The sequence below is a fragment of the Sulfitobacter sp. 1A13353 genome, from assembly GCF_043557255.1.
Taxonomy (GTDB): Bacteria; Pseudomonadota; Alphaproteobacteria; order Rhodobacterales; family Rhodobacteraceae; genus Sulfitobacter; species Sulfitobacter faviae.
Window position 1 is genome coordinate 61,871 of sequence record NZ_JBIFFS010000010.1, and the last position, 14,822, is coordinate 76,692.

The following is a 14,822-nucleotide window of genomic DNA, read 5'->3' on the forward strand; positions in this document are numbered from 1 at the left end:
TGAATCGGAATAACGGGCCCAGATCCCGTCTTGGTATGGGGGAGGAGGCCCGATGCTGAAGCTGTTTAACAAGATATGTTCATGGCTGATGTTCATCGGCGGCTTTGGCGTCATCGCAATGATGCTGAATATCGTGGCCGATGTCGTGGCAAAGCTCGTGTGGAACGCGCCCATTCAGGGCACGGTCGAGATGTCGTCCTATTACTATATGGTCGCGCTGGTCATGTTGCCGATGGCCTTTGTGGAGATGCAGGATCAGCAGATTTCGGTCGACCTTTTGTTCAATCACTTCCCGAGATGGCTTCAAAAAGTCGCGCTGACCTTTAGCTGCCTCGCCGCTGCTGCCATTCTTGCTGTGATGACATGGCGCACGGGGCTTGATGCCGTGCGGGCGCTGCGTGTGGGCGAAGTCGTGATGGGTGGGCGCGAGGTCATTGTTTGGCCGTCGCGCATGGTTCTACCGCTTGGTTTTGGACTAGCCAGCTTCGCCGCCTTGCTGCGGGCGGTATTGGTGCTGCGCGGTGCGCCTGTCACCCAGTCTGACCTCGATGGGGGCATTTCATGAGCAATCTTGTCATTGGTTGGATCGGTGTGGGCACCCTGTTTGGTCTGCTGGCCTTTCGCATGTCCATCGGCACAGCGCTGATGGCGGTGTCCTTCGTCGGCATCACCATCATGTTCAATCTGCAAGCTGCCCTTGGCATCGTCAGTGCCATGCCGTTCAACCTGATTGGGGATTGGTCGCTGACGGCGATCCCGATGTTCCTCTTTATGGGCTTTATCGCGGCCAATACCGGGCTGACAGCAGGCGCTTTCGATCTGCTGCGCGTGATGCTGGCGCGGGTGCCGGGCGGGTTGGCGTCGGCCAGCGTCGGGGCTTGTGGCCTATTTGCTGCCGCCTCCGGGTCGTCCATCGCAACGACGGCGGCCATGTCGAAAATCGCCGTGCCGGAAATGTTGAAGGCGAAGTATCACCCGTCGCTGGCCACGGGCGTGGTCGCGGCCTCGGGCACGCTTGGCTCGCTCATCCCGCCGTCGATCCTCATGGTGCTCTACGGCATTTTCACCGAGCAATCGATCGGCCAGCTCTTCATCGCGGGCGTCATCCCCGGTGTGCTCTCTGCTTTCGTCTATATGGCGATGATCACCGTTCGCGCCACGGTCACGCCCCAGCTGGCACCGCCCGTGGTCGAACGGATCGACCGGTCGCAAGTGTTGGGCCTGCTATGGTCCGTCTGGCCATTTCCTGTTTTGGTGCTCGGCGTCTTGGGCGGCATTTTCGGCGGTTTCTTCACCCCGACTGAGGCCGGTGCCGTGGGTGCGTTCCTCGCCGCGATGGTTGCATTGCTGCGCCGATCGCTAACCCGCAAAGCGCTGGCCGAGGCGATCCGTCAGACGACGCTGGCGACCTCTTCGATCTTCTTTCTCTCCATCGGTGCGGTGATGTTCACCCGTTTCATGGGGCTGTCGGGCGTGCCGCGCGCCCTGACGGATATGATGCTGTCGGTGTCGGACAATCAGATCGTGATCATTCTGATGATCGCCGCGCTCTTCGTGATCTTGGGTATGGTGATCGACTCCATCGGTTTGATCTTGCTGACCCTGCCAATCTTGCTCCCGGTCCTGGAAGCTGCAGACATCAACCTGATCTGGTTCGGCATCATCTGCATCAAGTTGCTGGAGATCGGTCTTGTGACACCGCCCGTAGGCCTGAACCTTTACGTCCTGCACAGCGCACTCTCGGGCGAGGTCAAGCTGCGCGACATCATCTCGGGCACGACATGGTTCATCGCCATGGACATCCTGACGCTTTTTATTCTGATCGCCTTTCCCGCGATCAGCCTGTTCCTGCCCTCGCTCATGGCGCAGTGACGCAATTTCAACCGGAGGAGACGATACTATGAAACTGAACACATCCCTTTTGGCTCTCGCGGCCTGTGGCCTCGGCACTGTTGCCGCAGCCCAGAACGCAAACCATTTCTTTGCAGAGCGCCATTCGATGGTGCGCGGGCCCTATGTGGAATTCGCCGAGCGCGTGGCCGAAGAAACCAAGGGTGACGTGAACTTCACCGTTTTCGCCGGTGGTTCACTGCTGCCGCCTGCCGCTTCGCTACAGGGCGTGCGGGATGGTGTTGCTCAGGTGACCTATCACGCGGGCACCTACACCCCGTCCGAACTGCCGGTCGCAAACCTGATAGGTAACTTTGCCTTTTACAACACCGACCCGATGGTCATGGCCTTTGCTTCGACCGAATTTGGCCTGACCAACGAGGCCGCGCTGGCCGAGTGGAAAGACAACGGTGTGGTCTTTGGCGGCGGCTATTCGACCTCGGAATATTATATGATGTGCAACACCCCCGTTGCCACCTATGAGGACATCCAAGGCAAGCGTTTGCGCATGGCGGGCGGCGCATGGTCGCGTTTTGCTGAGCATGTGGGGGCCGTGCCCGTGTCGATCCCCTCAAGCGAGATGTACACTGGGCTCGACACAGGGTCGCTCGACTGTGCCGTGGCAGCTGCCGATGCGCTGGATTCCTTCTCTCTTTCCGATGTGGTCACACATCTGAACATGCTGGCCGTGGGAAACTACTACGCGGGTTTTGAGTGGGGCTATAACCCGACGTTCTGGCAGGGTCTGTCGCAAGAGTCGCGCGACGTTCTATTTGACCAAATGGCCTATTACTTGGCTCAGCACCGGGTTGAGTTCGACAAGGATGTCGAAAAAGCCGTCTCTGCTGCTAGAGAAGGCGGCCTAGAGGTCTTCGAACCCGATCAGGCGCTCAAGGATGCGCTGGCAGAATTCGTCAAAGCGGACGAAGCCGTGCTGATCGAAAACGCCAAAAACCGCGGGGTTGATAACCCCGAGGCGCTGCTGGACGACTATAAGCGCATCGTGGATCGTTGGGCCGAACTTCTGGCCGATGTGGACCACACCGATACCGATGCGCTTGCAGCGCTGGCAAAAGCCGAAATCTATGACAAGCTGGACCGTGCAAACTACGGCATGAACTAAGCTTTAGAGTGTACAAGGGTAGGGGCGCTGCAATGGCGCCCCTTAGCCCACCCGCATTGGCAACCAGCGACCGCGCGGCGCTTCAGTGACCAACGCACCATCCCTTACCAATAGCTCACCCCGAGAGAGCACATGGCGCGGCATTCCTTTGACTGTTGTGCCCTCAAAGGGATTATACCCTGTGTTGTCATGCAGATCGTTGGGGCCGTAGGTGTAAGACGCCTCCGGATCCCAAATGGCGAGATCTGCATCGAAGCCTTTGGCGATGGCGCCTTTGCCGTCCAGGCCAAAGGCTTGCGCAGGTGCAGTGGCGGTCACTTTGGCAAATGCTTCGACCCCCATACGGCCCTCGTTCACCATCGCATTGAACATCAGCGGCAAGCGCGTCTCCAGCCCCGGCATCCCATTGGCAATTTGATTGAACGGCGCGTCTTTTCCATGGGCGAACTTGCCGCTCGCGTCCATCCGGTAGGGCGCATGGTCTGAGGTGATGAGCTCAATCGTCCCGTCTACCATCGCCTCCCAAAGGGCGGCCTGATCGTCCGCCCCGCGTTGCGGAGGGGAGCACATGAAGCGGGCCGGATTTTCGCTATCCAGAATATCCTCGGTCATGAACAGGTAATGCGGACAGGTTTCGGCCTGCACCTTCACCCCGCGCGCGCGGGCTTGCCGGATGATCTCGGCCCCTTCACGGGTTGAGACGTGAAAAATCATGATCCGCGCCCCGGTGAACTCGGCAAAACGGCACATCCGGCCGATCGCTTCGATCTCCGCTTCGCGCGGGTGGGAGGCCGCGTGGTATTTTGGCGCGGTCTTGCCCTCGGCCAGCAGCTTTTCGGTCATATGACCGATCAGCCCATCGTTCTCTGCGTGAAAGCAGACGAGTGCGCCTGCATCACGCGCCAGAGCAAGGATATCGAGAATGGATTTGTCATCCTGACGGACCTTGGCATATGTGGTGAAAATCTTGATCGAACGGTGCCCTTCAGCAATCAATGCCGGGATATCTTCAGCAAGATTGCCGTTGCCCGTGTCGGCGACGATCATGTGAAAGGCATGGTCGATCACCGCACCCTTCTTAGCAAGCGCAGCATAGTCTCCGACCACCTGCCGCATTTTCTGACCCGCATGTTGTGCCGCGAATGAGACGGTGGTCGTCGTCCCGCCCATGGCAGCAGAGCGTGTGGCGGTGCGGAATGTGTCGGCATTCATCAACCCCGCGCCGGACATCTGCTCGATATGGCAATGCGTATCCACGCCACCCGGCAGCACCAGCAGGCCGCGCGCGTCGATTTCTGTCGGAGCGGAGGATGGGGTGGTGTTGCCCAATGCACTGATTTTGCCATCCGTGATGGCGATGTCCTGAACCGCAACGCCGGAGGGCGTTACAACGGTCCCGCCACGGATGATGGCATCAATCTGTTTACTTTGCATGGCGACCTCGACGATATGCAGTATTCACGGTGATGAAAATAATCATACCATGTGTATACCATATGGTATACCGATGGAAAGCGTATTGCGGTGGAGACGGGCGTTGGGCCCCAAGAGGAGGTAACATGGCCGACAAAGTCGAGACGCTTGGGGATGTCACTTTCAAGCGACTGAAGGCGATGATTTTGGATGGCACGCTGGAGCCGGGTACGCGGCTGAGCGAAAAGAAGTTCGCCGACCATCTGGGTGTATCGCGCACACCGGTGCGGGAGGCGATTGGTCAACTGGTCAGCGAAGGCCTTGCCAAGCGCAGCGCCGGCAGCGCGCCGGTGGTTTCAAGCGTGTCTTTGAATGAGATCATGGAGATCCTCCATGTGCGTAGCTTGCTGGAATGTGAGGCGGCACGCAAAGCCGCGTCTTCGGGCAAGTCCACCGCCGAATTGATCGATATTCGCAATAAAATGCAAGGGTTTATAGATGGTCCGCGCCCCACAGCGGCGGAGCATTCCGCCCTAGATATGCGGCTTCACTTCATCCTTGCCGAAATGGCTGGCTCCAATCTTTTGCTCGAGCTGATTGAGAGTCTTAAGGTCAAAACCGGCATGTATGATCAAGGTTCGATCCCCGATCGTCTGGTCCCGGGTTGCGAGGAACATATCGCTTTGATCGATGCGGTGATCGCTGGGGAGCCCGAAGCCGCCAGCGCTGCGATGAAATTGCATCTCAGCAATGTTCGAAAATCGATCATTTCGCACATTTATCACCCATTCTGATCCCGCATGAAGCAGCGCCAACGCAAAGGTGGTTGACTCAGCATTCCGAGTGTATACCGTATGGATACTATTTAGGAACGCAGTGGAGATTCCATGCAGGCGCAACGACCCGAAGGCGGTATCGTTCTCGCGATCACCTTTCAGTATTACCGCGATTTGCCGACAGCGATGCGTTTCTATGAGGACGTGCTGGGCCTCACGCTCGCGATCGACCAGGGCTGGTCTAAGATCTACCGGATCGACGGCCAAGCTCATGTCGGCCTCGTGGACGAGACGCGCGGTATGCAGAAATGGCAGGAGAAGAAGACCGTTCAACTTTGCCTGCGGGTGCCGGATGTCGATGCTTGGTATGCTTGGGCCAAGGCCAACAAGGTTGCCGGGCTAACCAAAATGTTCGACAGCGACGAGCTGGGCATCCGCGCCTTCGCCATGAACGATCCTGAGGGCTATCAGATCGAGGTGCAGACTGCCCGTCCGGGCCACTGACGCCGATCCGTCACCATAATGAATGAGGGCCCGCCAAGTGGCCCCGTCACCCATCCAACAGTGGAGAAACCTGCAATGAAATATCTCAGTGAAACCGCGCTACGTGCCAGCGCCCTCGGTCTGACCTTGATGGCCACGACAGCGGGCGCCGCGCTGGCCGAGAAATCGGTCACCATTGGCCTCACCGCCGACCCGAGCCACCTTTATCCGCTGGCGGGCGAGGAGCTGTCGTCCAACATCATGTACTACCACCTCTACGACCCGCTGGTGAAGCGCAGCGCCGATCTGTCTTTCGGGCCCGGCCTCGCGGAAAGCTGGGAGAATGTCGACGATACTACATGGCGCTTCAAGCTGCGCGAGGGCGTGAAATTCCACAATGGCAATGATTTCACCGCCGAGGATGTGGTCTTCACCGTAGAGAAGGCGCGCGAGTCGATCCGTCCCGATCTGGTTGCCAACATCGCCTCGATCACGGCGGTTGACGATTACACCGTCGAGATCAAGACGCCCAAGCCCTACGCGGTGCTGCCCAACGACCTGGCCGAGTTGCTGATCCTCGACAGCGAATACACCGAAGCTACTGGCGACGAGAAGATGGACCTCGAGCCGATGGGCACCGGCCCCTACAAACTGGAGAGCTGGATCAAGGAAGAGAAACTGACCCTTACGGCCAATGACGATTACTGGGCCGGGGAGCCGAAGATCGATACGGTCACTTTCCGCCCGATCACCAATCCCGCGACCCGCACGGCAGCCCTGCTGACCGGTGAAGTGGACGTGATCCAAGACCTCGCTGTGCGCGACGTGGACCGGGTCAAACGCGAAGAGGGTTTTGAGGTCGTCACCCGCCCGAGCCTTCTGAATGTCGTGCTCGCGATGGATACGCGCGAGAAATCCCCGACCATCGAGGGTGACAACCCGATGACCGACCAGCGGGTGCGCGAGGCCATCGCGCGGGCCATTGACACCGATGCGATCAACAAGATCGTCATGAACGGGCTGGCGACCCCTAGCGACCAGTTCGTTCCGGAAAGCCACATCGGCTATGCCGATGGCATGAGCTTCCGCGAGATGTATCCCGTGGACATCGAGAAGGCCAAACAGCTGATGGCAGATGCGGGCTATCCCGACGGCTTCACCATGACGCTGGACGCCACCAACAACCGTTACGTTAACGACGCGCAGATCGCGCAGGCGTTGGCCTCGATGCTGGCAAAGATCAACATCGACTTGCAGTTGAACATCATGCCGAAGTCGAACTTCTGGGGTTACATCCGCGTGCCGACGGAGCAGTCGAGCTTCATCATGTCGGGTTGGGACGTGCCGGCGGGTGACGCGGGCTCCATGTATGGCGCGCTGTTCTACACCCGCGACAAAAAGGAAGGCTACGGTCAGGTCAACCGTGGCTCCTACTCCAACCCCGAGTTGGATGCGTTGGTCGACAAGGCCGACGCCACCCCTAGCATCGAGGAGCGCGACCAATATCTGCAAGAAGCCTCCAAGCTGCTCTTGAACGACATCCCGATGATCCCCGTGCATTACGAGCAGGACATCTATGCCAAGCGTGACGGCGTGATGCTTGAGCCGCGCGTGGACAAGTTCATCTGGGCCTATGACATGGACGTGGCCGAGTAAGCCGCGCCTACGACCCCGGCGGTCTGCGCTGCCGGGGTCTTTCTTCTCCTTGCCGAAAGACTTTAGCCGCCGATGTTCGGATATCTGCTCAAACGTCTGATCCAGATGACGCTCGTCCTCTGGATTGTCTCTGTGATCGTCTTTTTGATGATGAGTTTCACCGGCGATCCGGTGTTCATGGTTGTACCAATCGACGCCACCGATGCCGAAATCGCGCAGGCCCGGCGTATCCTCGGGCTCGACCAATCGCTTCTGGTGCAATACGGACGCTTTATCACCAGCCTCGTCCAGGGCGATTTTGGCAACTCCTACGTCTTCCGCCAGCCTGCGATGACGCTGATATTAGAGCGTCTCCCCGCCACCGTCGAGATGGTGCTGGTTGCCATGGCGCTGGCACTTGCGGTGGCCATTCCGCTCGGTGTCTATGCCGGTGCGAACCCCAACAGCCGTATCAGCCGGACCATCATGGCGGGCTCGCTCTTGGGTATTTCGCTGCCCGGTTTCTGGGTCGGCATGGTGCTGATCTTTCTCTTTGCCGTGCATTGGGGGATATTCCCCTCCTCGGGACGCGGTGATACCGCCGAATTTTTTGGGCTGCGCATCAGTCTTCTGACCGCCGACGGCTGGCATCACATCATCTTGCCTGCCGTGACCCTCTCGCTCGCCACCATGGCGATCCTGCTGCGCATGACGCGCGCGGGCATGATGGAAGTAGGGCGGCAGGATTTCATGAAGTTCGCCCGTGCGAAGGGCGCCACGCGCCGCGATGTGCTCTATAAACACGGGCTGAAAAACGCACTCATCCCGGTCATCACAATCTTCGGTCTGCAACTGGGCGACCTCATCGCCTTTGCCACGATCACCGAGACGATCTTCTCCTGGCCCGGCATGGGCAAGCTCTTGATCGACAGCATTTACCGCGCCGACCGTCCGGTGATCGTCGTCTATCTGATGCTGGTGGCGCTGATATTCGTCATCATCAATTTCCTCGTCGACATCGTCTACACGTTGATCGACCCGCGCATCACGTTGAAATGAGAGCGGCGACATGACGGCATTCTTCCAATCCGAGTTTTTCTACAACTACCGCCGCAGTTCCTCGGCGATGATCGGCAGCGCGCTGATGGCGTTTTTTGCCCTCGCGGTGCTTTTGGGTCCCTTCCTTGTGGCACAGGACCCTTACGACATCGCGGCACTGAACCTGATGGATAGCTACAAGCCGCCTTTCTGGCTTGAGGGTGGCGATCCGCAGTTCTGGCTTGGCACCGACGGGCAGGGGCGCGACGTCTGGGCCTCGATCCTCTACGGCGCGCGGATTTCGTTGTTCATTGGGCTTGTGGCCATGGTGGCCTCTTGCTTCATCGGCACCCTTCTAGGGCTGATCGCGGGGTTCTACGGCGGCCTCGTCGACAGTGTCATCATGCGCGTCGCCGACATACAGCTTTCCTTCCCCTCGATCCTGATCGCACTGTTCTTGATGTCCGCGGTGGGCACCGGCATCGACAAGGTGCTGATCGCGCTGACGGCGGTGGGCTGGGTGGTCTATGCCCGCACTGTGCGCGGCTCGACCCTGTCGGAGATCGAGAAAGAATACGTGCAGGCGGCCAAGGTCGCGGGCCTGCCGAACCACAAGATCATTCGCAAACATGTACTCCCCAACGTGCTGACGCCGCTCATCGTCATCGCGACGATCCAGGTGGGCACCTTCGTGCTGATCGAAGCCTCGCTGTCATTCCTCGGGGTCGGCGTGCCGATCACCCAGCCCTCGCTGGGGCTGCTGATCAAGAACGGTTTCGACGTGCTGTTCTCCGGTCTGTGGTGGACCAGCGTTTTCCCCGGCGTGGCGATCATGATGCTGGTCTTCGGCATCAACCTCTTTGGCGATTTCCTACGTGACGAACTGAACCCGAGGCTAAAATGATGCGCGACACGGCACGACACAAACTGCTCGAAGTGCGTGATCTGCGCACCCATTTCCACACCTTCGCGGGCACTGTGAAAGCCGTGAACGGCGTCAGCTTCGACATAGCGGCGGGCGAGGTCATGGGCCTTGTTGGCGAGAGCGGCGGGGGCAAGTCGGTTGTTGGCTTCTCCATCCTCGGGCTGATCGATAGCCCCGGCAAGATCGAGGGCGGGGAGATCCTGCTCGACGGCGAAGATCTTGTGAAGGCAGGGGAGGCGCGTCTCCGCGAGATCCGGGGCCGCGAGATCTCGATGGTGTTTCAAGACCCGATGACCTCGCTCAACCCGCTGCACAGCGTGGGTCGGCAGATGGACGAGGTGTTGCGCTTGCACAGCGATCTTGACGCCGAGGCACGTCATGCCACCTGTGTCGAGATGTTGGAGAGCGTCGGCATCAGCCGCGCGGCAGAACGGCTGAAAGCCTATCCGCACCAGTTCTCGGGCGGCATGCGCCAGCGCGTAGTGATCGCCATCGCCCTGCTGGCGCGGCCGCGATTGATCATTGCCGATGAGCCGACCACCGCGCTCGACGTGACGATCCAAAGCCAGATCCTGAAACTGATGCGCCGCCAGATTGCCGAGAAGGGCGCCTCGATGATCCTCGTCACCCACGATCTCGCCGTCGTGTCGGAGATGGCCGACCACATCACCGTGCTTTACTGCGGCAACGTCGTGGAGCGTGGCCGGACCCGCGAGCTGATCGAGGCCCCCGCGCATCCCTACACGCGCGGACTGATCGACAGCATTCCGGACCTCAGCAACCGGCACGAACGGCTAAAACAGATCCCCGGCACCGTGCCGGATATTCGCAACCTGCCCAAGGGGTGCAACTTCCGCGAACGCTGCCCGCGTGCGCAGGCCCTTTGTGCGGAGATTGAACCCGATCTTATGCCACAGCGTGGCTCGCTATCGGCGGCCTGTCACTTTCCTCTCAGCCCCGGAGACACCGCATGACCGACGCCCCTGCACCAATGCTCGACGTGCGCGATCTTGAAATGCATTTTTCCTTGGGCGGTTCCGTCCTTGACCGACTGCGCTTTGGCAAGAAGGGCCCTCGGATCGACAAGCCTGTGGTCCGCGCTGTCAACGGGGTGAACTTCACCATCGAACGGGGTGAGATCATGGCGCTGGTTGGCGAGAGCGGCTGTGGCAAGTCTACCGTCGCCAAGACCATTGCACGCATCTACAAACCTACGGGCGGTGAACTGCGCATTGACGGTGAGGACGTGGCCGAGCACGACTTTGCGCAGATGTTGCCCGTCCGCGCAAAGATGCAGATGATCTTCCAGGACCCCTATGCCTCGCTGAACCCGCGCCAGAAGGTGCGCGACATCGTGGCGGAACCGCTGCTGCAGCAGACCAAGACCGCCGCCGAACGGCGCGAGGTGCCGAAGAAGATCGAAGCGCTTCTGGCGAAGGTCGGTCTTAATGCCGAACATGCCGGCCGTTATCCACACCAGTTCTCCGGCGGCCAGCGCCAGCGCATCGGCATCGCGCGGGCGCTTTCGGTCACCCCGGGGCTAATTGTGGCGGACGAGCCGGTTTCGGCGCTCGACGTCTCGATCCAGGCACAGATTTTGAACCTGATGAAGGACCTGCGCGACGAGTTCGGTCTCGCCTATCTCTTCATCAGCCATGACCTCTCGGTCGTGCATCACATCGCCGACAAGATCGGCGTCATGTACCTCGGTTTCATGGTCGAGAACGCCCCGCGCGACGTGCTGTTTTCGCGCCCGCGTCACCCCTATACACGCGCCCTTCTCTCGGCTGCACCCAGCATCAAGGAAAAGCGGGATAAAGAGGAAATCGAGCTTACGGGCGAGGTGCCCTCGGCGCTGTCGCTGCCCTCGGGCTGCTGCTTCCGCACCCGCTGTCCCTTTGCTTGGGACCGTTGCGCCGCCGAACGGCCCGCCCTGCGTGATGTCGGCGACGGCCAGAGCGTTGCCTGCCACCTGATTGATGAGCCGGAAAGGGATGTCGTATGACTTTGATCGCACAGGCTCGGCTGGGCCTTCACGACCCGCATGACTGCACCGACGCCAATGATGAGTTGACGGTGCTGCATGCGGTCTACGACACGCTGGTGAAACGAGACGGGCAGGGGTTTGCTCCCGCGCTGGCGCGGGACTGGGAAGTGTCGGAGGACGCGACAGTCTGGACCTTCACGCTTCAGCCAGATGTGACCTTTCACGACGGCACCCCCTGCGACTCGGAGGCGGTGGCCGCCTCGCTCAATCGCATGGCGCGGGAGGACAAGGGCTACACCTTGGGCGCGCCGGCGGTATGGCGGCAGTTTCTGGGCGGGGCCAAGTTGGAGGTTCTGACCCCGACGCGGCTTCGCGTTACGCTGACCGCGCCGATGGCCGATCTTCTGGACGTGTTGGAGCAGGGTTTCATCGTCGCCCCTTCGGCCTTCGCGGCGCTTGACGCGGGCGATCATAGTGCGCAGGTGGGCAGCGGGCCTTACCGGATCACCAAGATCACGCCCGAGCGCATCAGTGCCGAGCGGGTCGCGGGGCATTTCTCTGGCACTCCGGCCAATGAGACTATCGCATGGCTTTTGGAACCTGACGCGGCCGCACGCCAAGCGATGCTGGCGCGCGGCGAGGTGCAAATCGCCAATGGCCTCGACTTCGCGGCCTCGCGCAGCCTCGGCGCGATGCGGCATGAATTTCTCTCGCCGGTCGCGATCATCTACCTGCTCAATGCCGCGCGCGGCCCGCTTGCGGACGCCCGCGTCCGCCGGGCGCTGAGCCTTGCCGTGGACCGCGAGGCCATCGTCGAGACTGTGATGCAGGGCGCCGCGCGTCCCTTGTGTGGTTTCGTCAGCCCGAACCATTTTGGGGCCGGCACGGGGCAGGGCGCCCAGATGGACCGCGACAAAGCCCGCGCGCTGCTGGCCGAAGCCGGGCACGGCGATGGCCTGATGCTCGACGTCGACTGTCCGACCCGCCTGCCGGACGAGGCCGAGCGGCTGACCGCCGCCCTCGGTGAACAGCTCAAGGAGGTGGGGATCACGCTTAACGTCCACATCCACCCCGAGCGCGAAGACTACGCCCACATGGTACGCCGCAAAGAAATCCGCGACCTCTGCGTTTTTGATAGCAGCCCGATGAGCACCTACCGCGTGCTTTACGAAAAAATCGACAGCCGCGTGGCGGGCTCGTGGTGGCAGGGCTATGCCAACCCCAAAATCGAGACGCTGATCGACAAGGGCCGCGTGATGGCCGACCGCGATGCGCGGGCGCGGGTCTGGCAGGAAGCCTACGAGCTGCTGCAGGAAGACCCGGCGTGGCTCACGCTCTACAACCCGCTGCGGGTGATTGGCATCGCGGGGGCGCATCCGGGTTTCGCCATGCCCGCTGACGGGGTGATCGATGTGACGCAATTGCCGCATCTGCTGGAGGTGGCCCATGCAGGCTGATACGCTCCTTTCCGGCGGCACGATCATCACCATGGATGCGGACCGGCGGGTGATCGAAAACGGCGCCATCGCCGTATCGGGCGGCAGGATCGTCGCCATCGGCCAAGCGGCGGAACTGGCCGAACAGGTCGAGGCCGTTGAGATCATCGACTGCACCGGCCATGTTGTCTTTCCGGGGCTTGTGGATGTGCATGCCCACGCGGGGCATGGTCTGATCAAGACCATGGGCATGCATGGGGGAGATCGTTGGGAGGCGATCTGCGGCGAGGTCTATACACAGATCTCGCCCCCCGATTTCTGGCGCGCCGAAGCGCGGCTGGCAGCCCTTGAGCGGCTACGCTTCGGCGTGACCACCGGCGTGTCGCTTCTGGGCGGCGGGGATACGATCATGCGCAGCGACGATCCCGCCTATGCGGCGGCGCATTGCGAAGGGGTACTGGAGGTCGGCACCCGCAGTGTCGTGGCCATAGGCCCCACTCGCGCGCCGCATCCCATTACCTATGCCGATTGGGAGACCGGCGAACGGCGCCCGTATCCGGTGAGTTTCGAGGAGCAGTTCGACACCGCGAAAGCCGTGGCCGAGGACTGGCACGATACCCACGCGGGCCGGATCAACATCGCTATGCTCTACCCCGTGCTGCGCGACGAGCATGAGCGCGACATGGCCCCGGAAAGTTACGCCGCCGCCTGCGCGCAGACCCAAGCCGTACAGGCTCATGCCCGCGACAAGGGGCTGGTGTTTACCCAGGACGGCCACTGGCGCGGCTCGATCCGGCGGGCCAAGAAGCTTGGGACATTGGGGCCGAACGCTCTGCTGTCGCATTGCATTGACCTGCACGATGACGAGATGATCGCCGTGGCTGAAACAGGCACCAAGATCGCGCATAATCCTTCGGCCAATGCCTCGATCTCGGGCCGTTGCCCGGCAGTCGAGATGATGGACATGGGCGTTTGCGTCGGCCTCGGCTCGGACGCCACCGCGCCGGACCGCTCGGGCGATATGTTTCGACACATGCAGCAAGCGATGCACTACCACCGTCGGCACTTTCGTGACGCGGATGTGCTGCCCATCGGCAAGGTGCTGGAGATGTGTACCATCAACGGCGCAAAGGCGCTCGGTATGGAGGACCGCATCGGCTCACTGGAAGTCGGTAAGGCCGCAGATATCGTCACAATTGATCTTGTCCGACCGCATCTTCAGCCCGGCAACATGCCAGTGCATCGGTTGGTTTGCTTTGCCAATGGCAATGATGTGAGCAACGTCATGGTTGGCGGTGAAATGGTGCTACGCGACGCCCGTGCCACCCGGCTGAATGAGGCCCGGGTGCTACGCGATGCCGCCGCCGAGGCCGCGCTGATGGTCGAGCGGATGGGTGGCGCGCAGGATCTTGCGCTACCTTCTGATTTTTGGGGCCAGAGAGAAGAGCACCTATGACGATCTACATCATCAACCCCAACAGCAGTCAGCATGTGACAGAAGGCATCGACCGCACCATTGATCCGATGCGCGCCGCTAGCCCTGTGCCGATCACCACCCACACACTGGCCGAAGGCCCGCCGGGGATCGAAACGCAGGCCCATGTTGATGGCGTTGTCGGCCCGATGCTGGCCCATTGCGCCGCGTTAGAAGACCAGGCCAGCGCCTTTGTCGTCGCCTGTTTCTCTGATCCCGGCCTAGCTGCCCTGCGCGAGCAATCGAGCCGCCCCGTGCTGGGCATCGCCGAGGCCGGGGTGCTGACAGCCATGACCCTTGGCCAACGCTTTGGCATCCTGTCGATCCTGCGGCGCTCGATCCCCCGTCACATACGCTATCTTGGCGCCATGGGCGTGATGGACCGCCTCGCCGGGGATGAACCGCTGGAACTGGGCGTGCTGGAACTGGCAGATGAGACCCGCACCTTTGAGCGGCTCAAGACAGTGGGCACCAGCCTGCGTGATGGGGCCGGTGCCGATGTGCTGATCCTTGGCTGCGCTGGCATGACGGCCTTTCGCGGCGACCTTGAAGCCCAGCTGGGCATTCCGGTGGTTGAACCCTGCCAAGCCGCGACCGCCATGGCCATTGGCCGGGTCGCCCTGCAACAGACACGATAGGAGA

Annotated in this window: 14 protein-coding genes; 13 read left to right on the forward strand and 1 reads right to left on the reverse strand. The window is 61.0% G+C overall.

Annotation, left to right across the window (positions count from 1 at the left end):
* The first annotated feature begins 52 nt into the window (after window positions 1-52).
* From ACGYLO_RS20485 to ACGYLO_RS20495, 3 genes are read left to right on the forward strand one after another with little or no spacing between them, the layout of a single operon-like run.
* Window positions 53-565: a TRAP transporter small permease gene (locus tag ACGYLO_RS20485; RefSeq protein ID WP_394377296.1), complete on the forward strand. Its 513-nt coding sequence runs from the start codon at window positions 53-55 to the stop codon at window positions 563-565.
* A complete protein-coding gene (locus tag ACGYLO_RS20490) occupies window positions 562-1,872 on the forward strand; it encodes a TRAP transporter large permease (protein ID WP_394377297.1) in 1,311 nt (436 codons plus the stop codon). The genes ACGYLO_RS20485 and ACGYLO_RS20490 overlap by 4 nt, the downstream gene beginning before the upstream one ends.
* Window positions 1,873-1,900: 28 nt before the next feature.
* Window positions 1,901-3,013, forward strand: a complete 1,113-nt coding sequence (locus tag ACGYLO_RS20495; protein WP_394377298.1) for a C4-dicarboxylate TRAP transporter substrate-binding protein — start codon at window positions 1,901-1,903, stop codon at window positions 3,011-3,013.
* Between the two features lie 42 nt (window positions 3,014-3,055).
* On the opposite strand, the gene hydA is transcribed toward ACGYLO_RS20495, so the two are convergent.
* The gene (hydA, locus tag ACGYLO_RS20500; RefSeq protein ID WP_394377299.1) at window positions 3,056-4,447 is read right to left on the reverse strand and encodes a dihydropyrimidinase; all 1,392 of its coding nucleotides are present in this window, start codon (window positions 4,445-4,447) and stop codon (window positions 3,056-3,058) included.
* A gap of 125 nt (window positions 4,448-4,572) precedes the next feature.
* On the opposite strand from hydA, the gene ACGYLO_RS20505 reads away from it, so the two are divergent.
* From ACGYLO_RS20505 to ACGYLO_RS20550, 10 genes are all read left to right on the forward strand, one after another.
* On the forward strand, window positions 4,573-5,220 hold the full coding sequence (locus ACGYLO_RS20505; RefSeq protein ID WP_394377300.1) for a GntR family transcriptional regulator: 648 nt from the start codon (window positions 4,573-4,575) through the stop codon (window positions 5,218-5,220).
* A 93-nt stretch (window positions 5,221-5,313) separates the two neighbouring features.
* Window positions 5,314-5,706: a VOC family protein gene (locus ACGYLO_RS20510; RefSeq protein WP_394377301.1), complete on the forward strand. Its 393-nt coding sequence runs from the start codon at window positions 5,314-5,316 to the stop codon at window positions 5,704-5,706.
* Between the two features lie 75 nt (window positions 5,707-5,781).
* Window positions 5,782-7,341, forward strand: a complete 1,560-nt coding sequence (locus ACGYLO_RS20515) for an ABC transporter substrate-binding protein (RefSeq protein WP_394377302.1) — start codon at window positions 5,782-5,784, stop codon at window positions 7,339-7,341.
* A 72-nt stretch (window positions 7,342-7,413) separates the two neighbouring features.
* Window positions 7,414-8,379 (forward strand): ABC transporter permease, encoded by a 966-nt coding sequence (locus ACGYLO_RS20520; RefSeq protein ID WP_394377303.1) that lies wholly within the window; start codon window positions 7,414-7,416, stop codon window positions 8,377-8,379.
* Between the two features lie 10 nt (window positions 8,380-8,389).
* Window positions 8,390-9,262, forward strand: a complete 873-nt coding sequence (locus ACGYLO_RS20525; RefSeq protein ID WP_394377304.1) for an ABC transporter permease — start codon at window positions 8,390-8,392, stop codon at window positions 9,260-9,262.
* The gene (locus tag ACGYLO_RS20530) at window positions 9,262-10,257 is read left to right on the forward strand and encodes an ABC transporter ATP-binding protein (RefSeq protein WP_394377305.1); all 996 of its coding nucleotides are present in this window, start codon (window positions 9,262-9,264) and stop codon (window positions 10,255-10,257) included. Before ACGYLO_RS20525 ends, ACGYLO_RS20530 begins: the two co-directional genes overlap by 1 nt.
* Window positions 10,254-11,288, forward strand: a complete 1,035-nt coding sequence (locus tag ACGYLO_RS20535) for an ABC transporter ATP-binding protein (protein ID WP_394377306.1) — start codon at window positions 10,254-10,256, stop codon at window positions 11,286-11,288. The genes ACGYLO_RS20530 and ACGYLO_RS20535 overlap by 4 nt, the downstream gene beginning before the upstream one ends.
* Window positions 11,285-12,727 carry an ABC transporter substrate-binding protein gene (locus ACGYLO_RS20540; protein ID WP_394377307.1) on the forward strand — a complete coding sequence of 481 codons (1,443 nt, stop codon included), beginning with the start codon at window positions 11,285-11,287 and terminating at the stop codon, window positions 12,725-12,727. Before ACGYLO_RS20535 ends, ACGYLO_RS20540 begins: the two co-directional genes overlap by 4 nt.
* A complete protein-coding gene (locus ACGYLO_RS20545) occupies window positions 12,717-14,162 on the forward strand; it encodes an amidohydrolase family protein (protein ID WP_394377308.1) in 1,446 nt (481 codons plus the stop codon). The genes ACGYLO_RS20540 and ACGYLO_RS20545 overlap by 11 nt, the downstream gene beginning before the upstream one ends.
* Window positions 14,159-14,818 (forward strand): aspartate/glutamate racemase family protein, encoded by a 660-nt coding sequence (locus ACGYLO_RS20550; RefSeq protein ID WP_394377309.1) that lies wholly within the window; start codon window positions 14,159-14,161, stop codon window positions 14,816-14,818. Before ACGYLO_RS20545 ends, ACGYLO_RS20550 begins: the two co-directional genes overlap by 4 nt.
* Window positions 14,819-14,822: the final 4 nt, after the last annotated feature.